Origin of the sequence: Microbacterium arabinogalactanolyticum (genome assembly GCF_030268005.1) — a bacterium.
GTDB classification, from domain to species: Bacteria; Actinomycetota; Actinomycetes; order Actinomycetales; family Microbacteriaceae; genus Microbacterium; species Microbacterium arabinogalactanolyticum.
Map to the genome: position 1 here is coordinate 802,442 of NZ_BRZC01000004.1, position 25,258 is coordinate 827,699.

A 25,258-nucleotide genomic window follows, 5' to 3' on the forward strand; every position below is an offset into this window, starting at 1 on the left:
ATGCCCCGGATCGTCCTCGATCCGGGGCATCCGTCGTCTGCGCGTCGGTCAGCCGCCGATCTTCTCGCCGGCGGGCGAGAGCACCCACCAGATGCCGCCGACGCCCTGACCGTTCACGTCGCCCTTCGCCGCGTCGCCCGCGAAGGTGTACAGCGGCCAGCCGTCCAGCGTGACCTGGTGCTTGCCGTCGGGGGTGTCGATCGTGGCGAGCGTGCCCGTGACGCCGTCTGCCTTCGGCGTCGAGGAGTCGGACAGGATCGGCGGCCACTTCGCCAGGCACTCACCGGTGCAGGCGCTGGTCTTCGTGCCCTGAGTGTCCTTGTCGAACATGTAGGCGGTCATGCCCTCGCCGTCGACCACGATCTTCCCGAGCGAGCTGTCCGCGACGCCGAGGCCGGACGCCGCCGGCGCCGGGGCCTGCGATGACGGCGCCCCGTAGCCGCCGGAGCCGGAACCGGAGCCACCGGAACCGCCCGTGCCGCCGGAGCAGCCGGCGAGGAGGAGTGCGAGGGCGATGCCCCCGATGGCGAGCGCGTGGCGCCCGTGTGCCCTGTGCCCGTATGCCCTGACCAACATCATGCCGTCCCTTTCGTCTGAGCAGCCTCCGCGATGGCGGCTGTTCCCGTGACACGAGACCGACAGGGCGAATGGTTCAGCCGAACTCGTGCTTCACGACGACTTTCCCGGCGGCGTCCCGGATCTCGACGGACCGGATGTCGGACTCCGACAGCCCCGTGCCCGCCGACAGCCGCGCGGTGGCCCCGGATTCCACGTTCCAGTTCGACAGCGTGGTGGTGGTGCCGTCCCGCGAGGTGACCGCCAGCTCGTAGGTGCCGCTCCATCCCGAATACCCCTCATAGGCGCACACCACGTCGAGCCTGGTGCCCCACGGCACAGTCGTGAGCGCCACCGTCGCCACGACCGGCGCTCCCCCGACGGGCTCCAGCGCCACGGCCTCAGCCGGGCGGGGCATCAGTATTGCGACCGACACCACGGTGGCCACGACGACCGCGGCCGCCGCACCGACCGCCCACGCGGCGATCCTCCGTCGCCTGGTGCGCCGGGCGCGTGCGGCGGCCAGCACCCGCACGGGCGCCGCACCGTCGGCATCCTGATCCGCGATCCGCTGCGCATCCTCCGACCTCACCTGCGACAGCAGCACGACGGTCGATGTGAGCTCGGCGACGGCCTCACGGCACCGCGGGCAGTGCGCGAGATGCTCCTCGAACTCTGCGCGGTCCGATGCCGAGAGCGCCCCCAGCGCATATGCGGCATCCCAGGTGGCGTACCGCTCGTGGTCGGCGTTCACCTCGTCACCCCTCTCTCCTGCAGTGCGAGCCGCAGGGCCCGCAGTCCGTAATGCATCCGGGACTTCACGGTCCCCTCGGCGATCCCCAGTTCCTGCGCCACTTCGCGAACGCTCCGCCCGCGGTAGTACGCGGCGATCACGACCTCGCGGTGCTCCGGGCTCACCGCAGCGAGCGCGTCCTGGATCAGAAGCGCGTCGAAGAGCCGGTCGGTGTGATCGTCGGACGCCCGCTCGGGAAGCTCCGCGACCGGGTTCTCGTGCCTGCGGCGGGCGCTGCGCGCCTCGTCGATCACGATGTGTCTGGCGACGGTGATCATCCACGCCCGCGACGTGCTCGGGTCCTGCTCCAGGATGCGTGGCGTCCGCCAGGCGCGCAGCAGCGTCTCCTGCACCACGTCGTCGGCCGAACCGCCCCGATTGCCGGTGATGCTCACCACGTACCGCCGGATCGGGCCGGCGTGAAGCTCATAGAGCGCGGTCAGTCGCTCGTCGTCCTCTTCGGTCACGGATCGCCTCCTCACGATGAGAACGAGGCAGGACGGTCGCCGGTTCATTCTCGGGTCGCGATGAACCGGATCGGCGCGGAGATCGTTGTCTCCGTATGGACATCTTCGCCGACGCGGACGGATTCCGCATAGCAGGTCTGCCGCTGCATCCGTTGCTCGTCCACGCCGTGGTCGTGCTCACGCCCCTCACCGCACTCGCGGTGGCGCTGGTCGCGGTGTGGCCGGCCGCACGCCGGCGGCTCGGGTGGGCGCCGCCGGTCGCAGCGCTGGGGGTCGCGGCCCTGGCGCCGGTGACCGTGCTCGCAGGGCAGTCGCTCGCGTCGACGGTCGGCTACACCCCCGCGATCCTGCATCACGAGGCGCTCGGCCTCATGCTGATCCCGTGGACGATCGCCCTGCTGATCGCGTCCGTCGCCGTCGCGGTGGGTGATCGGATGCTGCCGCGGCTGCGCCGCACGCGACCTCGGATGAGCCGCATCCTCGCCGTCGCGATCATCGCCGCGGCTGTCGTCGCCGCCGCCGGGACCATCGTCGTCACCGTGCTGACGGGAGACGCCGGGGCGCGCGCGGTGTGGGGCGCGGTCTGACCGCCGATGCCCGGTGGCCCAGGGCACGCTCACCCCATCGGCGTGCCCAGGAATAGCCGATCGGACGATGTCACGGCCCGACGCCGATTCGTAGCGTTGAAGACATGAACATCACCTCCCGGATCTCCCGCCGCTCCCTCATCGCCGCGTCGACCATCGCCCTCGCCGCGATCGCCGTCGTCCCCACCACGGCAGCCGCCGCCGCTCCCGCCCCGGCCGCCGCATCCGCCTCGTGGAAGACCCTGACCCCGTCCGAGACCCTCGCGTCGACGCCGTGGAAGACCACGAGCGCCCTCGACCAGGACGGCGACCGCGTCGCTCTCGACAACCCGGCGGTCGCGAGCTTCGTCGGCTGGGCGTACTTCAAGGCCGACGGCACCTACACGATGTACAACCTCGACGACAGCCCGAAGCTGCACGGTGACTGGACCGTCGCCGCCGACGGCTCGTCCCGCTGGATCAACGCGAAGGACGCGAACGGCAACGTGCTGTTCCAGCGCGTCGTCCCGATCACCGAGCTGACCAGGAACGTCTTCACCTACCGCGTGTTCCCGAACGCGGCCGACACGTCGGTCTACTACGACATCGTGCACACCAGGTCCAACCACGTCGAACCCGGCACCGACGGCCGCGGTCCCGGCGCGCACGGAAGCCACGGCATCAACGGCAGCGGCGAGTACCACTTCAACAACGGCAACGCCCGCTGAGCCGCACCGATCCACCGATCATGAGCCCGGTCCCCGCGTGGGGCCGGGCTCATCCGCGTGCGCGGTCAGCGCCGGCGGATGCGGACGGTCCAGAGCACGAGATCCGCGAGCGCATCGACCACGAGCAGGATGCCGAGACCCCGTGCGCCCCGGGAACGCCCCCGCCCGAGAGCGACGCCCAGCGCCAGCTCCGCCGTGCTCAGCGCCGCTCCGAGCAGAGGACGCTTGCGCAGGAAGCGGGCGAACCGCACCGCCGGCCGGCCGCGGTCCGTCAGCGACGCGAACTCCACCAGGCCACCCATCACGACGTCGCCCGCCGTGCGCGGCCAGCCCTGCGGCGCGAAACGACGACCACCGGCAGTGTCATCCAGCCCCGCCGCGACCAGCGAACGCGGCACGCCGAAGGCGAGCACGAGAGCGCGCACCCTGGTATCCGGCCCCGCGACCCCGCCGAGCGCCTCGGGCAGGCAGGCGCGGCGCACGGCATCCGCATCGACCGCACTGCCCAAGTCGAGCTCGGCGAGCTCGTCGCCGGCACCGTCGATCTCCTGCAGCATCCGGCGGTAGAGCTCGGCGCTCTCCGAAACGGAGATCGAGTCGGGGTCGAGGACCGGTCTGGTGAGGCGCTCCGCGTTCGGCCAGAACATCGCGGCCCGACCGTGCGGACCGCTGACCTCCACCCACGCCTCGCCCTGCGGCGGCACGTTGACCTCGATGACCGGGCCGTCGGACCTGCCGCCCGCGATCGCACCGTGTGCGCGATCGGTACGGTACCGGTACACCGACCAGGCGCTGTCCTCCAGGTAGTCGACCGGGGTGTCCAGCAGCTGCGCGGTCAGTCGCGCGGCCCACGGGCCCCGGCGCGAGAACTCCGCGACGCGAACGGGGTCCGGTGCGAACAGACCCGCGTCCCCGGCATCCGGCATCCCGAAACCAGGCAGATCGTCGGCGGCGTCGTCGAGCTGCTCGAACGCCTCGCCGAACTCCTGCTCCAGCTCGGCGTCGACCTGCCCCAGCGCGTCGTCGGCGGCATCCCGCGCGTCGTCGGCGAGACCGAGCCGCAGTGTCAGTCCCTGAGCGGCGAGCAGTGCGCCCAGGCGCACGGCGCTGAGGTCGAAGCGCAGCAGACCGCCGTCGTCCAGTGCCACGACGTCCGCGCCCTCGGTGATCGGCAGCAGCACGGTCGCTGTGCCGCCCTCGGAACCGCGCACGGCGGCGAGGACGCGCTCCTCGCGCAGCATCCGCTCCGTACGCTCGAGCGGATCCGATCCGTCCCCGGAGTCGACCGAGGCGAAGGTGATCTGGAACGCGATCTGCTCTGCTGACACCTCTCGAGGCTACCCGGCCCGACAGCTACCCGGCGGGCGGCGTGAGCAGACTCTGCGTGAACGCGGGATCGCCGAACATCGGCACCGAGACGCAGATCGACACGGCGACCATGGTGACTGCGAAGCCCACCAGCGGCACCCACCACGACGAGCGGCTGCGCCGGATCCGGCGCACCGACAGCCACACCGTGGCCGCGAAGCCGGCAACCAGCACGAGCACCGCGATGATGCCCCACGTCCTGGCGACCGCGAAGTTGGAGAAGGTCCCCTCGCCGCCCATGAGCTTCAGGGTCTGCTGGAGCGTGGCGGAGAGATTCAGGAACTGCGGGATCGACGAGAGCACGTTCACCATGCCGACCCCGAGCATCACGGCGGTGATCAGCACCTGGGCACGGCCCCCGGATCGCGCGGCCGGGGCGGTGGGAGCGACCGGCTGCTGCGGCACGGGCGGGGCGGGCGCCGGCGCGGATGCCGTCGGCATCTGCTCGACGGGCGGCAGGCCTGCGCGCGCACGCTGCTCCTCGGGCGTTGCGTATTCGCCGTACTGCGGCCGCTCGACACTCATGGCATCCACGCTACCGCCCGGGCCTTGGGCGGGGATGTGAACGCCGCCGTCGGGTGAGACGGCGACCGCGCGGGACCGCGGGGTCAGTGCCCCGAGCGTCCGCCCAGGGCTCGCTCGTCGCGCTTGCCCGCGGCGTCCTGGCGCAGTTCCTTGGGGAGCGAGAACATCAGGTCCTCCTCGGCCGTGCGCACCTCTTCGACGTCGCCGTAGCCGGCCTCACTCAGGGCCTCGAGCACCTCACGAACGAGCACCTCGGGCACCGAGGCACCGCTCGTGACGCCGACCGTCCGCACGCCGTCGAGCCATTCCTGCTTCACCTCGTCGGCGTAGTCCACACGGTAGGCGGCCTTCGCACCGTGCTCGAGGGCGACCTCGACGAGGCGGACGCTGTTGGACGAGTTCGCGGAGCCGACGACGATCACCAGATCGGCATCCTTCGCGACCTTCTTGATCGCCACCTGACGGTTCTGCGTGGCGTAGCAGATGTCGTCGGACGGCGGGTTGTGCAGCTCCGGGAAGCGGGTGCGGAGCCGGTTGACCGTCTCCATGGTCTCGTCGACGGAGAGCGTGGTCTGCGACAGCCAGACCACCTTGCTCGGATCCTTGACGACGACCGTGTCGGCCTCGTCCGGGGAGTTCACGATGGTCACGTGGTCGGGAGCCTCGCCCGCGGTGCCCTCGACCTCCTCATGGCCGTCGTGGCCGATGAGCAGGATCTCGAAGTCATCCCGTGCGAAGCGCACGGCTTCGCGGTGCACCTTGGTCACCAGCGGGCAGGTCGCGTCGATCGCGTGCAGGCCGCGGTCGGATGCCGCGTTCACGACGGCCGGCGCGACACCGTGCGCGCTGAAGACGACATGAGCGCCCTCGGGCACCTCGTCGACCTCGTCGACGAAGATCGCACCCTTCTTCTCGAGCTCGGTCACGACGTGGATGTTGTGCACGATCTGCTTGCGCACGTACACCGGCGAGCCGTAGCGCTCGAGGGCCTTCTCGACTGCGACGACGGCGCGGTCGACGCCCGCGCAGTACCCGCGCGGTGCCGCCAGCAGCACGCGCTTCGCGCCGTCCACGGGACGGTCCTGGAGGGGCGCCGATCGACGGGCTGGGCGCGGGGGCTCGGGAAGCCTGACGATGGTTGCACTCACCCTTGAAGTCTACCGAGGGCGCCTGATGAAGGGCCGTGTCGGCGGCATCCGGGACAATGGAGGCATGACCGTCTTCGAAGCCGCCGCGCTCCCCGGCGAGCCTCCGCCTGCGGATTCGGTCGCGCCGCGCGACTCCACACCGGATGCCCCGACATCGGTCGCCCGGCTGAACGGGACGATCCGCGACTTCATCGCGCGCTGGAACACGGTGTGGGTCGAGGGCGAGATCACCTCATGGAACCTGCGCGCGGGCAACGTGTTCGCGCGGCTGAAGGACGTGCGCTCGGACGCGCAGATCTCCGTCCGCGTGTGGTCGAGCGTGCGCGCGCGCATCCCGGCCGACCTCGCCGTCGGCGATCACGTGGTCGCCGCGGTGAAGGCGGACTACTTCGTCAAGGGCGGGGATTTCAGCTTCATCGTCTCGGCCATGAAGCACGTCGGCCTGGGCGACCAGCTGGAGCGGCTCGAGAAGCTTCGTGCGCAGCTGCGTCAGGAGGGACTGTTCGACGCGAGCCGCAAGAAGGACCTTCCGTTCCTGCCGCACTGCATCGGCCTGATCACCGGCGAGAAGTCGGATGCGGAGAAGGACGTGCTGCGCAACGCCGAGCTGCGCTGGCCTCAGGTGCATTTCCGCACCGCGCACGTGGCCGTGCAGGGCGACCGCAGCGTGCCCGAGGTGCTCGCCGCGCTCAAGCGACTGGACGACGACCCCGAGGTCGATGTGATCATCATCGCGCGCGGCGGCGGTGACCCGCAGACGCTGCTCGGCTTCAGCGACGAACGACTCGTGCGCGCCGTGGCCGCAGCATCCACCCCGGTCGTCAGCGCGATCGGACACGAGAACGATCACCCCCTGCTCGACGACGTCGCCGACCTGCGGGCCTCGACTCCGACGGATGCCGCGAAGCGCGTCGTCCCGGACGTGGGCGAGCAGCGCGCATTGATCGCCCAGCTGCGCGCCCGCGCCACCAGCCGTCTCACTCAGCGGATCTCGCATGACATCGCCCAGCTCGAGCAGCTCCGCTCGCGCCCCGTGCTGCGCACGCCCGATCCGATCATCGACGACCGCGCCCAGGAGGTGTGGCTGCTGGCATCCCGCGGCCGCGACACCCTCACCCGGCGCCTGGACACCGCCCAGCGCACCACCGCCGAGCTGCGTGCATCGCTGCGGGCCCTCTCCCCCGCGGCGACGCTGGCTCGCGGCTACGGGATCGTGCACCTCGACGACGGGCGCATCGTGCGCGACGCCGCGGATGCCCCGGCCGGCACGCCGCTGACGGTGACCGTCGACCGCGGCTCGCTGCGCGCCCGCTCCGAGGGCGAGATCCCCGAGGCAGGCTGACCGCACGCGCCTCCGCGGTGTTCGTCCGCCGGTGTCCGTGCATCCCGGTGTTCACCCACGCCGGTGTCTGTACACCCCGGCATCCGTACACCCGGCATCCGTCCCACCCGGCATGCGCCCGCATCCGGCCGTGCCACTCCGGGGGCCGACACGCCAGATTACGGACGTTTTCGCGGGAAGCGTCCGTGATGTGGCGTGTCGGCCCCCCGATCTGTGCCGCCGCCCCGCCCGGACGGGGCGTCCGTGACACGCCGGTAGGATGGATGTCGTGACTGCGTCCAACGACTCCCCCGTCGAATCGCTGTCGTTCGAGGCCGCGCGCGACGAACTCGTGCGTGTCGTCGCCGAACTCGAACAGGGATCCCCCACTCTCGAGCACTCCCTCGCCCTCTGGGAGCGGGGTGAGGCGCTGGCCGCCCGTTGCGAGGAGTGGCTGCTGGGCGCGAAGCGCCGTCTCGAGGCCGCCCGCGACGCGGCATCCGCCGGAGAAGAGGCATGAGCCGCAAGCCGGGGATCGTCGCCGAGCTCGGCCGCCCGGAGACTCCGCAGGAGACAGCCGACCGCAAGGCGGAGTCGAGCCGCGTCTACCGGTCCAGCCAGACCTTCCGCAACCTCATCGCCGCGCTGATCATCACCGTCGCCGTCGTCGCGGTGATCGTGTTCGCCGTCCCCCGTGGCGAGCCCACCGCGCGCCCGACCATCGATGTCGCCAAGATCGCGGCCGACGTCTCGTCGACCTCGGATCGCCCGGTGATCGTGCCCGAGCTGGGCGACTTCTGGCGAGTGAACGCCGCAGGACTGGACGGCGGCGCCACCAAGGTGTGGAGCATCACCCTCGCCCCCGCGGGCGAGCGCGAGCGCGGCTTCATCAAGCTCGCGCAGGCGTTCGACGCCGACGTGAAGTGGGCCCCGCAGGTCACCGGGGGCATGGCACCGACCGGCACTGAGCAGATCGACGGCGTGACCTGGGACGTGTTCGATCTGAACGATCGCGGCACGGCCAACGTCACCTACGCGCTCGGCACCCAGGCCGGCCGCGACTACGTGCTGCTCTACGGCTCCCGCTCCGCGGACTCCACCAAGAAGCTTGCTGAATCACTCACCTCGCAGTTGAGCGACCTGAAGGAGGCCGGATGACCACGACACTCACCCCCGCTGAGGCCTGGACGAAGCTGATCGAGGGCAACAGGCGATTCGTCGCCGGCATCTCCGAGCACCCCAACCAGGATGCCCACCGCCGGGCCGAGATCGCGGGCGGACAGAACCCGTTCGCCACCTTCCTGGGCTGCTCCGACTCACGCGTCGCCGCGGAGACCCTCTTCGACGTCGGCCTGGGCGATCTGTTCACCACCCGCAACGCCGGCCAGATGGTGACGGACTCGGCAGTGGCGAGCATCGAGTTCGCCGTCGCGATGCTCGACGTCCCGCTGCTGGTCGTGCTCGCTCACGACTCCTGCGGCGCGGTCGCCGCCGCCGTGCGCGGCACGGCGATCGATGCGGAACCGATCCCGCCGAAGATCTGGAAGCTCATCGCCCCGATCGTCCCCGCCGCACGTCGCGTGCTGAAGGAGAGCGGCGGCACGACCGTCGAGGACATCGACCCCGAAGAGGTCGGGCGCGAGCACCTGCGCGGCACCATCCTGGGCCTGCTGGAGTCGTCCGAGATCATCAGCGACGCCGTCGCCGAGGGTCGTCTGGCCATCGTGGGCGCCAAGTACCGCCTCACCGACGGCAGCGCCGTCCCCATCGCACAGGTCGGCCTCGCCGACTCCGACATCCCCTCACTCTCGAAGGAGCAGAAGTGACTGAGACCGAATACCGCATCGAGCACGACACCATGGGTGAAGTGCGTGTCCCCGTGAACGCGCTGTACAGCGCGCAGACGCAGCGCGCCGTCGAGAACTTCCCGATCTCGGGCAAGGGCCTCGAGCCTGCGCAGATCGCCGCGCTGGCTCGCATCAAGAAGGCCGCCGCGCTCGCGAACAAGGACCTCGGCACCCTGGACGGCGCCATCGCCGACGCGATCGCCCAGGCCGCCGACGAAGTCGCCACCGGTGCCCACGACGGCGAGTTCCCGATCGACACGTACCAGACCGGTTCCGGCACCTCGTCGAACATGAACATGAACGAGGTGCTCGCCACGCTCGCCTCGCGGATCCTCGGCTCCGCGGTGCACCCGAACGACCACGTGAACGCGTCGCAGTCGTCGAACGACGTGTTCCCGACCTCCGTGCACGTCGCCGTCACCCAGGCGCTGATCGACGACCTCATCCCGGCTCTCGACCACCTCGCCGTCGCTTTCGAGGCGAAGGCGGATGCCTGGAAGAGCGTCGTCAAGTCGGGCCGCACCCACCTGATGGACGCCACCCCGGTCACCCTCGGCCAGGAGTTCGGCGGCTACGCCCGCCAGATGCGCCTCGGCATCGAGCGCGTGCAGGCCGCCCTTCCCCGCGTCGCCGAGGTCCCGCTCGGCGGCACCGCTGTCGGCACCGGCATCAACACCCCGCTGGGCTTCCCGCAGAAGGTCATCGAGCTGCTCGCCGCCGAGACCGAGCTGCCCATCACCGAGGCCAAGGACCACTTCGAGGCCCAGGCCAACCGCGACGGCCTGGTCGAGGCATCCGGCGCCCTGCGCACCATCGCCGTGTCGCTGACCAAGATCAACAATGACCTGCGCTGGATGGGCTCGGGCCCCAACACCGGCCTCGCCGAGATCCATCTGCCCGACCTGCAGCCGGGTTCGTCGATCATGCCGGGCAAGGTCAACCCGGTCATCCCCGAGGCCGTGCTGATGGTGTGCGCCCGCGTCATCGGCAACGACGCCACGATCGCCTGGGGCGGCGCATCCGGCGCCTTCGAGCTGAACGTCGCCATCCCCGTGATGGGCACCGCTCTGCTCGAGTCGATCCGCCTGCTGGCGAACGCCACCCGCGTGCTGGCCGACAAGACCGTCGACGGCCTGCAGGCCAACGTCGAGCGCGCCGCGGCCCTGGCCGGCATGAGCCCGTCGACGGTGACCCCGCTGAACAAGATCATCGGCTACGAGGCGGCGGCCAAGATCGCCAAGCACGCCGTCGCCAAGGGCATCACGGTGCGCGACGCCGTGATCGACCTCGGCTACGTCGAGCGCGGCGAGATCACCCTCGAGGTGCTCGACCAGAAGCTCGACCTGCTGAGCATGACCCACGCGGGCTGACGCCCGCGTCGTCCCGTCCCGATCGGCTGCGCCCGTCCCGATCTGCTGACATTCTCCGCGAGATCATCAGCAGATCGGGACCGGGTCCGCTGACGGGGCGGGACGTTTCCTCTCCACAATCGCTCACGACGGCCGATCATCCACAGGGAATGCGTTCAGGGACCATCGAATGCTGCGGCCTCGGCCACACTCTGTGGCATGCTCTCCGCATCCGAAACCGTCCGACGCCTGGGCGGCATCGCCTCTGGCAGACACCTGCAGTCGCTGGGATTCACCCGACGTACGCTCTCCCGCTGCGTGCAGCGCGGGGAGATCGAGCGCCTTCGTGACGGCGTCTTCGCGGTCGGCCCGTTGCGTGACGATGTCCGGGCTGCGGCCGCGCACGGCGGCGCGCTGACCTGCGCGAGCGTGCTGCGAATGCTGGGCGTCTGGATCCTCGACGCCGACGATGCACCACACGTGTGGCTCGGCGCCGACAGGCACGCCCACACTCACAACGGATGCTCGTGCGTGTCGCACTACTACCGGGGACGGCCCCCGCTCGGGCGCACGAACGTCGAGACTGCTCTCCTCCACTTCCGCCGCTGCGGTGGGGACGAGGCGTTCTTCGCCGCATTCGAGTCAGCCTGGCGCAAGGGTCTGCTCACGAGAGGTGGTCGGTCACGCATCCGTTCGGGCCTTCCTGCGTCCTCCCGTTGGCTCGTCGACATCGCGCGAGGGGATGCCGACAGCGGCCTGGAGTCCCTGCTCCGATTGCGGCTGCACATCCTCGGGCTGCGGCTCGAGTGCCAGATCACGATCACCGGAGTCGGCAAGGTCGACTTCGTGGTCGATGGCCGGCTGATCCTCGAGGCTGATGGCAAGGACAACCACGACGGTGAATCCATGCGGCACAAGGACCTGGTGCGCGATGCGGCGGCATCCCGCCTCGGGTACGAGACGCTGCGTTTCGACTACGCGCAGATCGTCCACGACTGGCCGACGGTCCAAGCAGCTATCCTCGCCGCCGTCCGGCGCGTCCGCGGCTGACCCGATTCACGGACGTTGTCCCGATCTGCTGACGTTCTGGACGGATTCGTCAGCAGATCGGGACACCTTCGGCGGATCGGGACGCGCCCGATCCGCCGAAGCGAATGACGTCAGCTGAGCTCTCCGCCCTCCAGCAGCTCCGTGACCAGCGCCGCGATCGCGGAGCGCTCCGACCGGGTGAGGGTGACGTGCCCGAACAGGTCGTGCCCCTTGAGCGTCTCGATCACACTCGCGATGCCGTCGTGCCGGCCGACCCGCAGATTGTCGCGCTGTCCCACGTCGTGCGTGAGGATGACACGCGAGTTCTGCCCCATCCGGCTGAGCACCGTCAGCAGCACGTTGCGCTCCAGCGACTGCGCCTCGTCGACGATCACGAAGGCGTCGTGCAGCGAGCGGCCCCGGATGTGCGTGAGTGGCAGCACCTCCAGCATCCCCCGCTCCACCACCTCGTCGAGGACGTTGCCCGAGACGACGGAGCCGAGGGTGTCGTACACCGCCTGGCCCCACGGGTTCATCTTCTCCTCGCGGTCACCCGGGAGGTAGCCGAGCTCCTGCCCGCCGACCGCGAACAGGGGCCGGAACACGATGATCTTCTTCTGCTGCTGCCGTTCCAGCACGGCCTCCAGGCCCGCGCACAGCGCCAGTGCCGACTTGCCGGTGCCGGCTCGCCCGCCGAGCGAGACGATCCCGACCTCGGGGTCGAGCAGCAGGTCGATCGCGATGCGCTGCTCGGCCGATCGCCCGTGCAGTCCGAACACCTCGCGGTCGCCCCGCACCAGGCGGTACTCCCCGTCGCCGGTGACCCGGCCGAGAGCCGAGCCGCGCTCGGAGTGGATGATCAGGCCCGTGTTGACCGGCACACCGCGCACCTGCTCGCTCAGGCCGACCTCGCTCTCGTAGAGGTCGCTCATCTCGTCGCCGGAGAGGTCGAGCGGCGCGATGCCGGTCCAACCCGAATCGATGGCCTGCTCGGCGAGGTACTCCTCGGCCTGCAGGCCGAGGGATGCCGCCTTGACGCGCATCGGCAGGTCCTTGGAGACGATCGTGACGGCCTGCCCGTCCTGCGCGAGCTGCGCGGCCGTGGCGAGGATGCGGCTGTCGTTGTCGCTCAGCCGGATGCCGGCGGGCAGGATCGACAGGTCGGCGCTGCCGAGCTCGACGCGCAGCGTGCCGCCCTCGCCGACTTCGACCGGAAAGTCCAGCCGCCCGTGCTCGACCCGGAGCTCGTCGAGATGCCGCAGAGCGCGACGCGCGAAGTAGCCGAGCTCGGGGTCGTGGCGCTTCGCCTCGAGCTCCGAGATCACCACGACCGGCAGGACGATCGAGTGCTCCGCGAAGCGGAACAGGGCCTGCGGGTCGCTGAGCAGCACCGATGTGTCGAGCACATAGGTGCGAAGAGCCGTGTCATCGTGTGACACGGCTCCGGTTGCGACGGCCTTGCGGGTGGACTGCTGCTGCGCTGAACGTGTGGTCACGATCCACTCCCCTACCCGGGATGATCCCGGCTCTGCAGCGAGTCGACCAGGGGGCCACGAGTCGCGATCCTGGAGGCCGACTCGATCGGGCACGGTGTCCGATGCCTAGAAGGTACGACCCGCTCGGTCCTACGCCGCGAACGACGCGCGGGCGTGTCGTGTTAAGAGGTGATGAACGTCCGGTTTCCGGATGCCGTGAGCGCGTCGTCCAGCATCCGCAGCGTCTCCGCACCGGTGCCGGCGTGCGCGGCGACGCGCACGGCCCCGCCGCGCACGGTGACGGCGAGCCCGGCGTCACCGAGGGCCCGGCCCAGCCCCTCCGCATCGTCGGGGACGAGGGAGACGATCCCGCCGCGCCGCGCCGGATCGGACGGCGTCGCCGACCGGATGCCGTGGCGCTCCGCGATCGCGAGGATCTCGTCGACATTGCGCTGCACGGCCTTCGCGATCGCCGAGACGCCCACGTCGCGCATCTCGTCCAGCGCGGCCGCGAGCCGCACCGCGGCGAGGTGGTCGGGCACGCTGGCGCTGAAGGCACGGGCAGCGGATGCCGGCGGAGGCACGGCCCCGGAGAACGGCCCGTCGGCATCGATGCCGGTGATCCCGCTGAGCACCGGACGGAGGCGCTCCACGGCGCGGTCGGAGAAGCGCGCGAAGCCGGTGCCCCGCCCCGACCTCAGCCACTTGTACCCGTGCCCGGCCACCACGTCGGCGGCGCTCCAGTCCTCGTCGACGACGCCGAACGACTGGACCGCGTCGACGATGAGCAGCCGATCGGGGCCGATCAGCTCTCGCAGCGCCGCCAGATCCGCGCGATAGCCGGTGCGGTAGTCGACATGGCTGACCGCCACGGCCGTCACGTCGTCGTCGAGCGCGGTCGCGACGGCATCCGTCGTGACCCGCCCGTCGACCGGGTCGATCCAGCGCGGTGCGAGCGCACCGGACGACGCGTCGGCGGCGCGCTGCAGCGTGAGGCTGATGCTGGGGAACTCGCCGGATGCCGCGATCACCGCGCCGCTCAGCCCGTACAGGGCGTGCTGCAGGGCATCCGTCGAGCTCGGACGCAGCACGACCTCCGCCCGCTTCGCGCCGAGCATCTCCGCGACACCGGCGACGGCGCGGCCGGTGCGAGCGGTGATAGTCGCATGCTCGCGTGGACTGTATCCGCCCATCACCTCGACCGCGTCGTGCATCGCGGATCGGACCGCCGGCGCGAGCGGGCCGAACGCCGCCCAGTTCAGGTAGCCGGTCTCCCCCGCGAACGACGCGACGTAGTCATCCAGAGCGCTCATCCGTCCAGTCTCGCGCATCCGGCCGAGCTCGTCGCGCCGCGAGCTGTCAGCGACCGAAGCGGCGGTCGCGGTCGGCGAAGTCGCGGATGGCGCGCAGGAAGTCCACCCGCCGGAGGTCCGGGCCGAGCGCCTCGACGAAGTAGAACTCGCTGTGGGCGCTCTGCCAGAGCAGGAAGTCGCTGAGGCGCTGCTCGCCGCTGGTGCGGATCACCAGATCGGGGTCGGGCTGGCCGCCCGTGTACAGGTGCTCGCCGATCATCTCGGGGGTGAGATGGGCCGCGAGGTCCTCCAGCGTGCCGCCGGACGCGTTGTGCTTGCCGATGATGCTGCGCACCGCATCCACGATCTCGTTGCGACCGCCGTAGCCGACCGCGAGGTTCACGTGCAGCCCGGTGTGGTCGCGGGTGCGCTCCTCGGCATCCGCGAGCACGCGCGCCAGCTCCGACGGCAGGATGTCGGCCCTGCCTACATGCTGCACTCGCCAGTCGCCGTGCTTCGACAGGGTGTCCGCGAGTTCCGCGATGATCTCGATGAGGTCGCCGATCTCCTTCGAATCCCGCTTGGTCAGGTTGTCGGCGGACAAGAGGTAGAGCGAGACCACGTCCACGCCGAGCTCGTCGCACCAGCCGAGGAACTCCCGCATCTTCGCCGCGCCCGCGCGGTGGCCGTCGGCTGCCGACTCGTAGCCGAGCTGACGGGCCCAGCGCCGGTTGCCGTCGATCATCATCGCGACGTGGTGCGGCACGGTCGCCGGGTCGATCCGACGTCGAAGACGGTTCCCGTAGAGCCGATAGAGGGGTCCCCGCCCCGAGCTCTCGCGTGCACTCACATCCCTACGCTACCTCCACAGGCCGGGAGGCACCGGAGTGCGCAGGTTATGTACGGCGTACGGAATGCGGCCGCGCCTAGAGTGAGCACGTGAGCACCCGAGCCGCAGGCAGTCCCGATGTCCCCCAGCTCCCGCTTCTCGACGCCGCGGCGAACGACGCCGCCGTCGAGATCAAACCGAGCTGGCGGGGATGGATCCACGCGGGCACCTTCCCCGTCGCGATCGCCGCGGGCATCGTCCTGATCGTGCTCGCGCACGGTGCCCCGGGCAAATGGGCCGCCGCGGTGTTCATGGCCACCTCGCTGCTGCTGTTCGGCAACTCCGCGCTGTACCACCGCTTCAACTGGGGTCCGAAGACCAAGATGGTGCTCAAGCGCATCGACCACGCGAACATCCTGTTGCTGATATCGGGCACGTACACGCCGTTGGCGGTGCTGGCGCTGGAGCCCGGCAAGGGCACGCTGCTGCTGATCATCGTGTGGAGCGGCGCGATCCTGGGCATCCTGTTCCGCGTCTTCTGGATCAATGCGCCGCGCTGGCTGTACGTCGCGCTGTACCTCGCACTCGGCTGGGCCGCGGTGATGTACATGGTCGACCTGGTGCAGGCCAACGTCGCCATGATGGTGCTGGTCTGCGTGGGCGGCGTGCTGTACACGATCGGCGCGGTGATCTACGCGATGAAGAAGCCCAACCCGTGGCCCGGCCACTTCGGCTTCCATGAGCTCTTCCACGTCTGCACCGTGCTGGCGTTCCTGTGCCACTGGACGGCCTGCCTGCTCATCTCGCTGGCGCCGCACGCGCCATCGCTGGGGCTCGCCGGCTGACACCGGGCGTCATCCGCTGCCGCGCCTGCGGTGCGGCGTGGCATCCTGACAGCTGAACGATCTGGAGGATCACCATGGCCGACGTCGAGAGCTTCACCCTGGACCACACCGCCGTGCAGGCGCCCTACGTGCGCCTGATCGGCGTCGAGCGCGGCCCGAAGGGCGACGCCATCTCGAACTTCGACGTGCGCTTCGTGCAGCCCAACGAGGGCGAGATCCCCACCGCGGGCCTGCACACCATCGAGCACACCATGGCGAGCGTGCTGCGCGACGAGATCGACGGCGTGATCGACTTCTCGCCGTTCGGATGCCGCACCGGCTTCCACCTGATCATGTGGGGCGAGCCGGCAGTGGTCGACGTCGTCGCGGCGGTCCGCGCGGGCCTGGAGTTCATCGCGGGCCCCGCGCAGTGGAGCGACGTGCCCGGCGTCTCGGCGGTGGAGTGCGGCAACTACCGGGACCACAGCCTGCACTCCGCCAAGGAGTGGGCGAAGCGGATCCTGGATCAGGGGATCAGCCAGGACGCCTTCCAGCGCGTCGGCGTCTGACGCGGGGAGAGCCCGCGGGTCAGCGCGTCGCGCCGCGGTCGTCGTCGGGCTCGGTCGGCGTGACGGTCTCGGCAGGCGCCTCGGCGCCGGCGGGACCTTCGGATGCCGCGGCCAGCTCGGCATCCAGTTCGTCCCGCACCTCTTCGCGGTAGCGGACCCGGCGGATGCGGCGGTTCATGTCCCAGATCAGCAGGATGACGGCCGCGACGACCACGATCACGACGGCGAAGCCGGCGAAACCCGGGGTCACGATCTCGGGCGGGACGGTCGAGGTCGGCGTGGGCATGGGGGTGTTGTCGCCGAACAGGATCATGGTGCGCCTTTCATCCTCAGGTCGAATAACCTGGGAGTACCAGCCTATCCGCCGATGCGGAACGGCCCGTCCCTCCACGAAGGATCAGGAGACCCGTGACCACCGCACGCGAGCTCGATGAGCGCTATGGTCGCACCGGTCGCCGACGGCTGCCCTGGATCATCGGCGGCACCGTCGCGGCGCTGCTCGTGGGCGCGTTCGGCTGGATGACCGTGGTGAACGAGATGAGCACCGTGAGCGCCGACGACATGGGCTTCACGCTCAACGACGATCACAGCGTGGACGTCCGCTTCCAGTACACCGCGCCGCGCGGCGCCGACGTCGTGTGCGTGGTGCAGGCCCTCGACGAGGAGTTCGGCATCGTGGGCTGGAAGGTGCTCGAGATCCCGGCCTCGCAGAAGCACACCTCGGCGCTGGACGTGCGCATCCCGACCGTCGCGGCTGCGACGACCGGTTTGGTGAAGTCCTGCTGGGTCGCTTAGACTCGTCCGCAAGACGACCGACGCCCCGGCCCACGCCGGGGCGTCTTGGCATATCCGCCGAGCCGCAGCAGACGGTTCGGAATCCTCAGCCCCTGAAGGGGCCCGCACCGAAGGAGCACGCTGTGTCCGCAGACGCTCAGGTACCGTTCCTCACGCAGGAGGCCTACGACCGGCTCGCCGAAGAGCTCGAACGCCTCTCGACCACCGGTCGCGAGGAGATCGCCGCACGCATCGAGGCCGCCCGTGAAGAGGGCGACCTCAAGGAGAACGGCGGCTACCACGCAGCCAAGGACGAGCAGGGCAAGCAGGAGGCGCGCATCGTCACGCTCCAGCAGCTGCTGAAGACCGCGAAGGTCGGCGAGGCCCCCACCAGCCGCGGCATCGTCGAGCCCGGCACCGTCGTCACCGCGATCGTCGCGGGTGGCGAAGAGGTGTTCCTGCTCGGCAGCCGCGAGATCGCCGTGGGCGCCGACATGGACGTCTACAGCGAGGCCAGCCCGCTCGGACAGGCCATCCTCGGCCTGAAGATCGGCGAGAAGACCAGCTACGAGGCTCCCAACGGCCGCGCGATCTCGGTCGAGATCACCGGCGTGGAGACCTACACCGGCTGACCACGGCCCGGCACGGAAGAAGGCGGGATGTCCCTGAGGGGCATCCCGCCTTCTGCGTCTCGGAGTGCGAGAAGGCGGGGATCAGTCCGCCACGATCTCCGGCTCGAAGCCCGCCGCGCGCAGCGTGTCCAGGGCGAGCTGGGTGTGCTCGGGGCCGCGGGTCTCGATCGAGAGCTGCAGGATCATCTCGCTGATCTGAAGGCCGTGCCCGTGCCGGGTGTGCAGCACCTCCATGACGTTCGCGCCGACCTGCGCGAGGATCTCGGAGACCTTCGCGAGCTGACCGGGGCGATCGGGCAGCGGGATGCGCACGGTCGCGTAGCGGCCGGAGGCAGCGAGCCCGTGCGAGACCACGCGCTGGAGCAGCATGGGGTCGATGTTGCCGCCGGAGAGGATCGGGACGGTCTTGCCGGTGCCCTTGACCTTTCCCGCGAGGATGGCTGCGACGCCGACCGCGCCGGCCGGTTCGACGACCACCTTGGCGTGCTCGAGCAGCACCAGCAGCGCCCGGGCGATGTCGTCCTCGGTGACAGTGACGACCTCGTCCACGAGCTCCTGGATGATCTCGAAGGGGATGTCGCCGGGCCGGGCGACCAGGATGCCGTCGGCGATCGTGGGGTGCGTGGTGATCTCGACCGGCTCCCCCGCCTGCAGCGACGGCGGCACGGCGGCGGCGTTCTCGGCCTGCACGCCGATGACCCGCACCGTGCGTCCGGCCTCCGCGGCCGCCTGCTTGATGGCGGCGGCGACACCGGCGATCAGCCCGCCGCCGCCGATGCCCATGATCACGGTGTCGACGTCGGGGACGTCCTGGAAGATCTCCAGTCCGAGCGTCCCCTGACCGATGATCACGTCGCGGTGGTTGAACGGCGGGATCAGCACCGCACCGGTGCGCTCCGCGAACTCGGCCGCGAGGCGCAGCGAGGTCGCCACCGTCTCGCCCTCCAGCACCACCTCGGCGCCGTAGCCGCGCGTCGCCAGCAGCTTCGGCACCGGCACGCCCAGCGGCATGAAGATCGTCGCCGGGATGCCGAGGGACTGCGCAGCGAGCGCGACGCCCTGCGCGTGGTTTCCGGCGGACGCCGCGACCACGCCGCGCGAGCGCTCCTCGGCGGTGAGCTGGGCGAGCCGGTACGTCGCACCGCGGATCTTGAACGAGCCCGTGCGCTGCAGATTCTCCATCTTCAGCAGCACCGGCGCCCCGACGATGTCGCTGAGCGCGCGCGACAGCTCGGTCGGCGTGTGCGAGATCACCTCGGACAGGCTCTCGGCTGCGGCTGAGAACTCCGCCAGGCTCGGGACTGCGGTCATCGATTCCTCCTCGTCCGCTCACGCGGGACTGTGCTCCAGATGAGATCGGCGGCGGGCTCCTCGCCCGTGCGCCAGGCGCCGGTGCTGATGGTCACCGCCGCGACGTTGATGAAGGCCGCCAGCGGGACGGCGAACAGGGCACCCGGGATGCGGGCGATCATCGCGCCTCCCGCGACGACGAGCACGACGGCAAGCGGATGCACCTTCACCGCCGAGCCCATCAGGATCGGCTGCAGGATGTGCCCCTCCAGCTGCTGCACGAGCAGAACGACGCCGAGCATCGCCAGGGCGATCCAGGGGCCGTTGTACACGAGCGCCAGGAACACCGCCACAGCCCCGGTCACGACGGCGCCGACGATCGGGACGAACGATCCGAGGAACACCAGCACGGCCACCGGAATGGCCATCGGCACCCCGAGGAGAGCGGCGCCGACGCCGATGCCCACGGCGTCGATGCCCGCGACCAGCATCTGCGTGCGCGCGTAGTTGATCACGGTCTCCCAGCCGTTGCGAGCCGCGGCGTCGACGGCGGGCCTCGCCGTGCGGGGAAAGAGCCGCAGCGTCCACTTCCAGATGCCGCCGCCGTCGGCCAGCAGGCAGATCAGGATGAACAGCGAGAGCACGGCGCCCGTGAGCACCTCCGCCGCCGTGCCGGTGACCGCGCCTGCGGCGCTCCACAGCCAGTTCTGCTGCTCGGTGAGCAGCGTCTGCAACTGCGCAATGTAGCCGTCGATGTCGGAGGCGGTGAGATGGAACGGACTGTCGAGCAGCAGGACCTTGAGCTGCTCGATGGCCACCAGCGTCCTCTCCTGGACGTCCTGCCATTGCGCGCGCACCTGCCAGATGACCAGCCACAGCAGGCCCGCCACGATGGCGATCGTGCCGATGACCGTGGTGGCGATGGCCAGCCAGCGCGGGAACCGCGCGCGGAGCATGATCTGGAATGCCGGCCACAGCAGTGCCGTGATCAGGATTCCCACCATGAGCGGGATAACGAGCGCCTTGAGCAGCATCACCAGCCAGATGAACAGGGCGATGGCCCCGGCGATGACGAGCAGACGCCACGCATACGCGGCGGTGACGCGCAGCGGCTTGGGCACCGCCTCGTCGACCTCGGTGGTGACGGTGCGGTCCGTCACCGGCGGATAGTGGCGGAACGGATTGCGGAACCTCGGTGTGGGGTTGTCGCTCATTGTGCAATTCTACGTACGCTCCCCCGCCGCGCCCCGTTCCGTGTCGGAGGGCCCGGATAGCCTGAACGGGTGACGTCGACGACCACCTCCCTCAGCGCCGGAGAAGCGCGCCGGATCACCCTCGCCGCACAGGGCTTCTCCCGACGGATGCCGGATGCCGTGGCATCCCGCCACCTGCACCGGGCCATGGATCGCCTGGGCGTGCTGCAGATCGACTCCGTGAACGTGTTCGCACGCTCGCACTACATGCCGATGTTCTCGCGGCTCGGCGCCTACGACACGGCGCTGCTCGATCGATCGTTCCTCTCCCGCACGACGCACTACGTCGAGTACCTCGCCCACGAAGCCGCCTTCATGCCCGTCGAGGACTGGGCTCTCTGGGACTTCCGGATGCGGGCGTGGCGGCACCGGGCATCCCGGCCGGACAGCTGGATGCACGCGAACGCGCGCACGCTCGACTGGGTGCGCGCCGAGCTGCGCGATCGGGGCCCGCTGCGGCCGGCGGATCTGCGCGACGATGCGCCGCGCGAGCGGGGGCCCTGGTGGGACTGGGATGCCGCGAAGTCGGCGCTGGAGCACCTCTGGCGCTGCGGCGAGGTGGCGATCGCCGGACGGATCGGGTTCGAGCGGCGCTACGGCCTGGCCGAGCAGATCGTGCCCGCGAACGTGCTGGCGGCCCCGGTGCCCGAGCGGGACGCCCTGCGCGAGCTGGTGCGCCGCGCCGCGCGCTCCTACGGGGTCGCGACGGTCGCCGATCTGAACGACTACTACCGGTTCCGGGACCAGTCCGCCGTGCGCGCGGCGGTCGCGGACCTCGTCGATGCCGGCGAGCTGGAGCCTGTGGCCGTGCGGGGCTGGGATCGTGGCGGGAGGGCGGTGTCCGCCTGGCGGCACCGCGACGCCGCGCTCCCCCGCCGCATCGACCGCGCGGCCCTGCTGACGCCGTTCGATCCGGTGGTGTGGTTCCGTGACCGCGCCCTGCGGGTGTTCGACTTCGACTACCGGATCGAGATCTACGTCCCCGCGCACAAACGGCGTTACGGGTACTACTCGCTGCCTGTGCTCGTCGGCGACAGGATCGTCGGGCGCACCGACCTGAAGGCGGATCGCGCGGCCTCCGTGCTGCGCGTGCAGTCGGCGTGGTGGGAGCCGCAGGCGCGGCCCGAGGCCGACGCCCCGCGGATCGCCGAGGAGCTCGTCCGGGCGGCCGCCTGGCAGGGTCTGGAGCGCATCAGCGTGTCGGGGTGGGGTGACGCGACGGATGCCGTGGCGCGGGCGCTGCACGGCGGCGAGGCGCCCCTCGACCGCCACGCGCACCCGCGGGAATGAGAAAGGCCCCGCCGGAGCGGGGCCTTTCCGTCAGAACTGCACGCGGGGTGGTTCTGAGATCGCGTTGCCGTCGGCGACCTCGAAGAACTCGCGCTCGGTGAAGCCGAGGCCCCGGGCGAACATGTTGTTGGGGAACACCTTGATCTTGGTGTTCAGCTCGCGCACGCCGCCGTTGTAGAAGCGACGGGCCGCCTGGATCTTGTCCTCGGTGTCGACCAGCGAGTGCTGCAGCTGCAGGTAGTTCTGGCTGGCCTGAAGCTGCGGGTAGGCCTCGGCCACCGCGAACAGACTGCGCAGCGCCTGCTGGAGGTGTCCCTCGGCGACTCCGGCCTCAGCGGGGCCCGTCGCGGAGAGCGTCTCAGCTCGTGCCCGGGTGACGCCCTCGAACACGGACTTCTCATGGGCCGCGTAGCCGCGTACGGTCTCGATCAGGTTCGGGATGAGGTCGGCTCGGCGCTTGAGCTGGACGGTGATGCCGCTCCACGCCTCGTCCACGCGCACGTTCAGCTGCACGAGTGAGTTGTAGGTCGACCACAGATAGATCCCGATGAGCACGACGATGCCCACGATGATCAGTACCGGCCACAGCCATTCCATGGATGCCCCCTCTTGGATCTTGATCCATCCTATGTGCGCGACTCTGCGCATCGGCTGGACGACAGGCGGTTCTCAGGCTCCGAGAATGCGCTCGAGATGCCTGTTGCCGAACACGCGCTTCGGGTCGAGCCGGTCGCGCAGGGCGATGAAGTCGTCGAAGCGCGGGTATCGCTCCCGGAGCTGCTCGGCCTCCAGGCTGTGCAGCTTGCCCCAGTGCGGGCGTCCGCCGTGCCGGAGCATGATCTGCTCGACGGCGTCGAAGTAGGGGCGCGGATCGGTGCGCCAGTAGCGGTGCACGGCGATGTACGCGCTGTCGCGCCCCGAGGCGGTGGACAGCCACAGATCGTCGGATGCCGCGAAGCGCACCTCGACGGGGAACTCGATCCGCCAGCCGCGATCGGCGACGAGTGCCCGCACCTCCTCGAAGGCGGGCACGAGGTTTTCGGCGGGGATCGCGTACTCCATCTCGCGGAATCGCACGTTGCGGTGGTGGATGAGCACGCGGTGCGACTCGTCGGAGTACTCGCCGTCGCCGGTCAGCTTGACCGCGAGCCGGTTGAACGGCGGGATGATCGCCGGGACGGCGCGGCTCACCGCGCAGAAGGCGCCGAAGACGCCGTTGGTCAGCACGGTCTCGTCGAGCCAGTGCTGCACCGGAGGGATCGGATGCCGCTTCGCGGACTCCGGCAATCGTGTCTGCGTCTTCTTCAGCGCCACGTCGGTGTGCGGATGCCAGTAGAACTCGAGGTGGTCGGCCGCGGCTGCCTGCTCGTGCACGGTCTCGAGCGTCTCGCCGAGCGGCGCGGGCGCGTCCACGGCGTGCAGCACGAACGCCGGCACGCACTGCAGGGTCACCTCCACGACCACGCCGAGCGCCCCGAGGCCGACGACGGCGCCGGGCAGCAGTTCGCTGTCGTGGGTCTCGTCGATGCGCAGGAACTCGCCGTCGGCCGTGATGAGAGTCAGGCCGCGCACCTGCGTGGCGATCCCGCCGAATCCCGTGCCGGTGCCGTGCGTGCCGGTGGAGATCGCGCCGGCGATGGACTGCCGGTCGATGTCTCCGAGGTTCTCCATGGCAAGGCCGTAGGGGCGCAGCAGCGATGGGATGCGATGCAGCCGGGTGCCCGCGAGCAGCGTGACGCGTCCGGTGGCCGCGTCCGCCGAGACGAGGCCCTGCATGTCGTCCAGTTCCAGCAGCACGCCCGGAGCGACCGCGATGCCGGTGAAGCTGTGGCCTGCGCCGATCGCCTTGACCGTGAGGCCCTGGGATGCCGCCGCCTTGACCGCGCGCTGCACACCCTCGGGCGAGCGCGGGCGTTCCACCCGCACGGGGCGCACGGATGCGGAGCGCCCCCAGTTCTGCCAGGTTCCGCCGGGACGCGTCATAGGAAGGCCTTCCCCTCACCGCGATAGGTGGGCAGTTCGTCGACGACGGAGCCGCCGGCGACGAGGTGGTAGCTCAGGATCCGCTCTGCGGGTTCGCCGCTCTTGGCGTGCCGGAACCAGACCCGGTCGCCGATCTTCAGCTCGCGCGCCGCTTCGCCCTGGAGCGGCGTCTGCACCTCTCCGGCGGCTTCGCGCGGCAGCGTGCGCAGGCGCGGCGGCCAGACGGGTTGCGGCTGGCGGGACTCCACCGCGGGTCCGGAGGCGATCCATCCGCCGCCGAGGACGGTGGCGATGTCGGGGGCGGGTCTGCGCACGACATCGAAGGCGAAGCCGGTGGCCGGTGCAGGCCGGAAGGACCGGTAGCCGTCGAACAGCCGGCCGGCGAGCAGCCCGCTCCCGGCGGTCGCCTCGGTCAAGGACTCGTCGCTGCCGGTGAACTCCAGGGATCCGGTGCCGCCGCCGTTGAGGAACTCGAGCGGGGCGACGCCCAGCATGGCATCCGCGATCTCCGCGCGACGGCGGCGCAGCTCCGCCCGGGAGCGGGACTGCATGGCCCTGATCACGGGCGCGTCGGGGCCGGCCGCGTCCCCCTGGCCCGCGATCTGCGCCTCGTACATCTGCAGCCCGACCAGGCGGAAGCCGGGCCGGCGCACGACCTCGCGGGCGAAGCCCGCCACATCCGCCGCGGTGAACAGCGGCGAGCGCCGGACGCCGAGGTGGCCGAGCCCCGGGGCTTTGAACGAGGCGTCCACGTCGATCGCGACGCGCACCTCGGGTCGCCTCCCGGGCGCGGCGATGGAGTCGATCAGGTCGAGGTGCCCCAGGTCGTCGATCATCAGGGTGATGCGCGATGCGAGCCTCTCGTCGGAGAGCAGCGTCGCCAGCCCGGCGCGATCCACCGTCGGGTAGCCGAGCACGATGTCGTCGTGGTCCTCGGCGAGCCAGAGCGCCTCGGCGAGGGTGAACGACAGGATGCCCCGGAACCCCGGTATCGCGAGCACGGCGTCCAGCACCGAGCGCACCCGCACCGACTTGGTGGCGACGCGGATGGGGATGCCGCCGGCGCGCACCAGCAGGTCCATCGCGTTGTGCCGCAGGGCATCCCGCTCGATCACCGCGACGGGCGCGGGAAGGTGCGCTGTGGCCTCCGTGAGGCCGCGCCAGTAGCGCGCAGGATCCTGCCAGGCGAGGTCGCGGGCAGCGCGGCCCTCGTCGGCGGTGGGGCTCAGTTCGGCGGTGAGGTCGAGCACTCCCCCACCCTACGACGTTCCGGAACCCGGAATCACCATTGTTGACACCCGGTTCAATACTGATCCCGCTCCGTGCGCGGGCGCGGCTAGGCTTGCGGCGC

General features: G+C 70.5%; 28 protein-coding genes. 13 read left to right on the forward strand and 15 right to left on the reverse strand.

Annotated features, from left to right (window positions below):
• Positions 1 to 48 precede the first annotated feature (48 nt).
• The 3 genes from MIAR_RS08315 to MIAR_RS08325 all read right to left on the reverse strand — a co-directional run bounded on the left by MIAR_RS08315 (position 49) and on the right by MIAR_RS08325 (position 1,863).
• The gene (locus MIAR_RS08315) at positions 49 to 579 is read right to left on the reverse strand and encodes a COG4315 family predicted lipoprotein (protein WP_285634065.1); all 531 of its coding nucleotides are present in this window, start codon (positions 577 to 579) and stop codon (positions 49 to 51) included.
• A 73-nt stretch (positions 580 to 652) separates the two neighbouring features.
• A complete protein-coding gene (locus MIAR_RS08320; RefSeq protein WP_285634068.1) occupies positions 653 to 1,309 on the reverse strand; it encodes a zf-HC2 domain-containing protein in 657 nt (218 codons plus the stop codon).
• A complete protein-coding gene (locus MIAR_RS08325) occupies positions 1,306 to 1,863 on the reverse strand; it encodes a sigma-70 family RNA polymerase sigma factor (RefSeq protein ID WP_425561563.1) in 558 nt (185 codons plus the stop codon). The genes MIAR_RS08320 and MIAR_RS08325 overlap by 4 nt, the downstream gene beginning before the upstream one ends.
• 47 nt (positions 1,864 to 1,910) lie before the next feature.
• Here MIAR_RS08325 and MIAR_RS08330 point away from each other — a divergent pair, with 47 nt between their 5' ends.
• Together MIAR_RS08330 and MIAR_RS08335 are read left to right on the forward strand one after the other, a co-directional pair.
• Complete coding sequence (locus MIAR_RS08330; protein ID WP_285634073.1) at positions 1,911 to 2,402, forward strand: DUF2231 domain-containing protein; 492 nt, start codon at positions 1,911 to 1,913, stop codon at positions 2,400 to 2,402.
• A 104-nt stretch (positions 2,403 to 2,506) separates the two neighbouring features.
• A complete protein-coding gene (locus MIAR_RS08335; protein ID WP_285634077.1) occupies positions 2,507 to 3,109 on the forward strand; it encodes a DUF4822 domain-containing protein in 603 nt (200 codons plus the stop codon).
• A 65-nt stretch (positions 3,110 to 3,174) separates the two neighbouring features.
• Here MIAR_RS08335 and MIAR_RS08340 read toward each other — a convergent pair whose 3' ends face one another.
• From MIAR_RS08340 to MIAR_RS08350, 3 genes are all read right to left on the reverse strand, one after another.
• Positions 3,175 to 4,437 carry a hypothetical protein gene (locus MIAR_RS08340; RefSeq protein ID WP_285634080.1) on the reverse strand — a complete coding sequence of 421 codons (1,263 nt, stop codon included), beginning with the start codon at positions 4,435 to 4,437 and terminating at the stop codon, positions 3,175 to 3,177.
• A 25-nt stretch (positions 4,438 to 4,462) separates the two neighbouring features.
• Complete coding sequence (locus tag MIAR_RS08345) at positions 4,463 to 5,002, reverse strand: DUF6264 family protein (RefSeq protein ID WP_285634083.1); 540 nt, start codon at positions 5,000 to 5,002, stop codon at positions 4,463 to 4,465.
• A gap of 83 nt (positions 5,003 to 5,085) precedes the next feature.
• Positions 5,086 to 6,075 (reverse strand): 4-hydroxy-3-methylbut-2-enyl diphosphate reductase, encoded by a 990-nt coding sequence (locus tag MIAR_RS08350; protein WP_344289115.1) that lies wholly within the window; start codon positions 6,073 to 6,075, stop codon positions 5,086 to 5,088.
• 139 nt (positions 6,076 to 6,214) lie between these two features.
• On the opposite strand from MIAR_RS08350, the gene xseA reads away from it, so the two are divergent.
• From xseA to MIAR_RS08380, 6 genes are all read left to right on the forward strand, one after another.
• Positions 6,215 to 7,492: an exodeoxyribonuclease VII large subunit gene (xseA, locus tag MIAR_RS08355; protein ID WP_285634089.1), complete on the forward strand. Its 1,278-nt coding sequence runs from the start codon at positions 6,215 to 6,217 to the stop codon at positions 7,490 to 7,492.
• 259 nt (positions 7,493 to 7,751) lie between these two features.
• Positions 7,752 to 7,991 (forward strand): exodeoxyribonuclease VII small subunit, encoded by a 240-nt coding sequence (locus MIAR_RS08360; RefSeq protein ID WP_285634092.1) that lies wholly within the window; start codon positions 7,752 to 7,754, stop codon positions 7,989 to 7,991.
• A complete protein-coding gene (locus tag MIAR_RS08365; RefSeq protein ID WP_285634094.1) occupies positions 7,988 to 8,629 on the forward strand; it encodes a DUF4245 family protein in 642 nt (213 codons plus the stop codon). The genes MIAR_RS08360 and MIAR_RS08365 overlap by 4 nt, the downstream gene beginning before the upstream one ends.
• Positions 8,626 to 9,297, forward strand: a complete 672-nt coding sequence (locus MIAR_RS08370; RefSeq protein WP_285634096.1) for a carbonic anhydrase — start codon at positions 8,626 to 8,628, stop codon at positions 9,295 to 9,297. The genes MIAR_RS08365 and MIAR_RS08370 overlap by 4 nt, the downstream gene beginning before the upstream one ends.
• The gene (locus tag MIAR_RS08375; protein ID WP_285634099.1) at positions 9,294 to 10,688 is read left to right on the forward strand and encodes a class II fumarate hydratase; all 1,395 of its coding nucleotides are present in this window, start codon (positions 9,294 to 9,296) and stop codon (positions 10,686 to 10,688) included. The genes MIAR_RS08370 and MIAR_RS08375 overlap by 4 nt, the downstream gene beginning before the upstream one ends.
• Positions 10,689 to 10,886: 198 nt before the next feature.
• Positions 10,887 to 11,717 (forward strand): DUF559 domain-containing protein, encoded by an 831-nt coding sequence (locus MIAR_RS08380; RefSeq protein WP_285634101.1) that lies wholly within the window; start codon positions 10,887 to 10,889, stop codon positions 11,715 to 11,717.
• A gap of 110 nt (positions 11,718 to 11,827) precedes the next feature.
• On the opposite strand, the gene phoH2 is transcribed toward MIAR_RS08380, so the two are convergent.
• The 3 genes from phoH2 to MIAR_RS08395 all read right to left on the reverse strand — a co-directional run bounded on the left by phoH2 (position 11,828) and on the right by MIAR_RS08395 (position 15,313).
• Positions 11,828 to 13,135, reverse strand: coding sequence for an RNA 5'-3' helicase PhoH2 (gene phoH2 / locus MIAR_RS08385; RefSeq protein ID WP_285635710.1), 1,308 nt, complete (start codon positions 13,133 to 13,135; stop codon positions 11,828 to 11,830).
• Positions 13,136 to 13,353: 218 nt separating this feature from the next.
• Positions 13,354 to 14,484 carry an aminotransferase class V-fold PLP-dependent enzyme gene (locus MIAR_RS08390; RefSeq protein WP_285634104.1) on the reverse strand — a complete coding sequence of 377 codons (1,131 nt, stop codon included), beginning with the start codon at positions 14,482 to 14,484 and terminating at the stop codon, positions 13,354 to 13,356.
• 46 nt (positions 14,485 to 14,530) lie between these two features.
• On the reverse strand, positions 14,531 to 15,313 hold the full coding sequence (locus MIAR_RS08395) for an isoprenyl transferase (RefSeq protein ID WP_285634105.1): 783 nt from the start codon (positions 15,311 to 15,313) through the stop codon (positions 14,531 to 14,533).
• A gap of 89 nt (positions 15,314 to 15,402) precedes the next feature.
• On the opposite strand from MIAR_RS08395, the gene trhA reads away from it, so the two are divergent.
• Entirely contained in the window at positions 15,403 to 16,137 is a 735-nt protein-coding gene (gene trhA / locus MIAR_RS08400) for a PAQR family membrane homeostasis protein TrhA (RefSeq protein ID WP_285634107.1), read from the forward strand.
• Positions 16,138 to 16,211: 74 nt separating this feature from the next.
• Positions 16,212 to 16,685 carry an S-ribosylhomocysteine lyase gene (locus MIAR_RS08405; protein ID WP_285634109.1) on the forward strand — a complete coding sequence of 158 codons (474 nt, stop codon included), beginning with the start codon at positions 16,212 to 16,214 and terminating at the stop codon, positions 16,683 to 16,685.
• Between the two features lie 19 nt (positions 16,686 to 16,704).
• Here the strand turns inward: MIAR_RS08405 and MIAR_RS08410 are convergent, their stop codons facing one another.
• The gene (locus MIAR_RS08410; protein WP_285634112.1) at positions 16,705 to 16,998 is read right to left on the reverse strand and encodes a hypothetical protein; all 294 of its coding nucleotides are present in this window, start codon (positions 16,996 to 16,998) and stop codon (positions 16,705 to 16,707) included.
• A 95-nt stretch (positions 16,999 to 17,093) separates the two neighbouring features.
• Between MIAR_RS08410 and MIAR_RS08415 the strand changes: the two genes are divergently transcribed.
• Positions 17,094 to 17,480 carry a DUF4307 domain-containing protein gene (locus tag MIAR_RS08415; RefSeq protein WP_285634115.1) on the forward strand — a complete coding sequence of 129 codons (387 nt, stop codon included), beginning with the start codon at positions 17,094 to 17,096 and terminating at the stop codon, positions 17,478 to 17,480.
• A 122-nt stretch (positions 17,481 to 17,602) separates the two neighbouring features.
• Positions 17,603 to 18,091 carry a transcription elongation factor GreA gene (gene greA, locus MIAR_RS08420; RefSeq protein WP_285634117.1) on the forward strand — a complete coding sequence of 163 codons (489 nt, stop codon included), beginning with the start codon at positions 17,603 to 17,605 and terminating at the stop codon, positions 18,089 to 18,091.
• Positions 18,092 to 18,172: 81 nt separating this feature from the next.
• Here greA and ilvA read toward each other — a convergent pair whose 3' ends face one another.
• The gene (gene ilvA, locus MIAR_RS08425) at positions 18,173 to 19,402 is read right to left on the reverse strand and encodes a threonine ammonia-lyase (protein ID WP_285634119.1); all 1,230 of its coding nucleotides are present in this window, start codon (positions 19,400 to 19,402) and stop codon (positions 18,173 to 18,175) included.
• Entirely contained in the window at positions 19,399 to 20,595 is a 1,197-nt protein-coding gene (locus MIAR_RS08430; protein WP_285634121.1) for an AI-2E family transporter, read from the reverse strand. The genes ilvA and MIAR_RS08430 overlap by 4 nt, the downstream gene beginning before the upstream one ends.
• 69 nt (positions 20,596 to 20,664) lie before the next feature.
• Here MIAR_RS08430 and MIAR_RS08435 point away from each other — a divergent pair, with 69 nt between their 5' ends.
• Positions 20,665 to 21,924, forward strand: coding sequence for a winged helix-turn-helix domain-containing protein (locus tag MIAR_RS08435; RefSeq protein WP_285634123.1), 1,260 nt, complete (start codon positions 20,665 to 20,667; stop codon positions 21,922 to 21,924).
• A 30-nt stretch (positions 21,925 to 21,954) separates the two neighbouring features.
• Here MIAR_RS08435 and MIAR_RS08440 read toward each other — a convergent pair whose 3' ends face one another.
• The 3 genes from MIAR_RS08440 to MIAR_RS08450 form a co-directional block, all read right to left on the reverse strand.
• Positions 21,955 to 22,521, reverse strand: a complete 567-nt coding sequence (locus MIAR_RS08440; RefSeq protein ID WP_285634126.1) for a LemA family protein — start codon at positions 22,519 to 22,521, stop codon at positions 21,955 to 21,957.
• 72 nt (positions 22,522 to 22,593) lie between these two features.
• Positions 22,594 to 23,907 carry a D-arabinono-1,4-lactone oxidase gene (locus MIAR_RS08445; RefSeq protein ID WP_285634128.1) on the reverse strand — a complete coding sequence of 438 codons (1,314 nt, stop codon included), beginning with the start codon at positions 23,905 to 23,907 and terminating at the stop codon, positions 22,594 to 22,596.
• Positions 23,904 to 25,157, reverse strand: coding sequence for a type III PLP-dependent enzyme domain-containing protein (locus MIAR_RS08450; protein ID WP_285634131.1), 1,254 nt, complete (start codon positions 25,155 to 25,157; stop codon positions 23,904 to 23,906). Before MIAR_RS08450 ends, MIAR_RS08445 begins: the two co-directional genes overlap by 4 nt.
• Positions 25,158 to 25,258: the final 101 nt, after the last annotated feature.

What these genes read in the sequence shown, in the direction of transcription:
- MIAR_RS08315 (WP_285634065.1), bottom strand. Translation starts at nt 579, where the DNA reads ATGATGTTGGTCAGGGCATACGGGCACAGGGCACACGGGCGCCACGCG.
- MIAR_RS08325 (WP_425561563.1), bottom strand. Translation starts at nt 1,863, where the DNA reads ATGAACCGGCGACCGTCCTGCCTCGTTCTCATCGTGAGGAGGCGATCC.
- MIAR_RS08330 (WP_285634073.1), top strand. Translation starts at nt 1,911, where the DNA reads ATGGACATCTTCGCCGACGCGGACGGATTCCGCATAGCAGGTCTGCCG.
- MIAR_RS08335 (WP_285634077.1), top strand. Translation starts at nt 2,507, where the DNA reads ATGAACATCACCTCCCGGATCTCCCGCCGCTCCCTCATCGCCGCGTCG.
- MIAR_RS08345 (WP_285634083.1), bottom strand. Translation starts at nt 5,002, where the DNA reads ATGAGTGTCGAGCGGCCGCAGTACGGCGAATACGCAACGCCCGAGGAG.
- xseA (WP_285634089.1), top strand. Translation starts at nt 6,215, where the DNA reads ATGACCGTCTTCGAAGCCGCCGCGCTCCCCGGCGAGCCTCCGCCTGCG.
- MIAR_RS08360 (WP_285634092.1), top strand. Translation starts at nt 7,752, where the DNA reads ATGGATGTCGTGACTGCGTCCAACGACTCCCCCGTCGAATCGCTGTCG.
- MIAR_RS08365 (WP_285634094.1), top strand. Translation starts at nt 7,988, where the DNA reads ATGAGCCGCAAGCCGGGGATCGTCGCCGAGCTCGGCCGCCCGGAGACT.
- MIAR_RS08370 (WP_285634096.1), top strand. Translation starts at nt 8,626, where the DNA reads ATGACCACGACACTCACCCCCGCTGAGGCCTGGACGAAGCTGATCGAG.
- MIAR_RS08380 (WP_285634101.1), top strand. Translation starts at nt 10,887, where the DNA reads ATGCTCTCCGCATCCGAAACCGTCCGACGCCTGGGCGGCATCGCCTCT.
- MIAR_RS08390 (WP_285634104.1), bottom strand. Translation starts at nt 14,484, where the DNA reads ATGAGCGCTCTGGATGACTACGTCGCGTCGTTCGCGGGGGAGACCGGC.
- MIAR_RS08405 (WP_285634109.1), top strand. Translation starts at nt 16,212, where the DNA reads ATGGCCGACGTCGAGAGCTTCACCCTGGACCACACCGCCGTGCAGGCG.
- MIAR_RS08410 (WP_285634112.1), bottom strand. Translation starts at nt 16,998, where the DNA reads ATGATCCTGTTCGGCGACAACACCCCCATGCCCACGCCGACCTCGACC.
- ilvA (WP_285634119.1), bottom strand. Translation starts at nt 19,402, where the DNA reads ATGACCGCAGTCCCGAGCCTGGCGGAGTTCTCAGCCGCAGCCGAGAGC.
- MIAR_RS08430 (WP_285634121.1), bottom strand. Translation starts at nt 20,595, where the DNA reads ATGAGCGACAACCCCACACCGAGGTTCCGCAATCCGTTCCGCCACTAT.
- MIAR_RS08440 (WP_285634126.1), bottom strand. Translation starts at nt 22,521, where the DNA reads ATGGAATGGCTGTGGCCGGTACTGATCATCGTGGGCATCGTCGTGCTC.
- MIAR_RS08445 (WP_285634128.1), bottom strand. Translation starts at nt 23,907, where the DNA reads ATGACGCGTCCCGGCGGAACCTGGCAGAACTGGGGGCGCTCCGCATCC.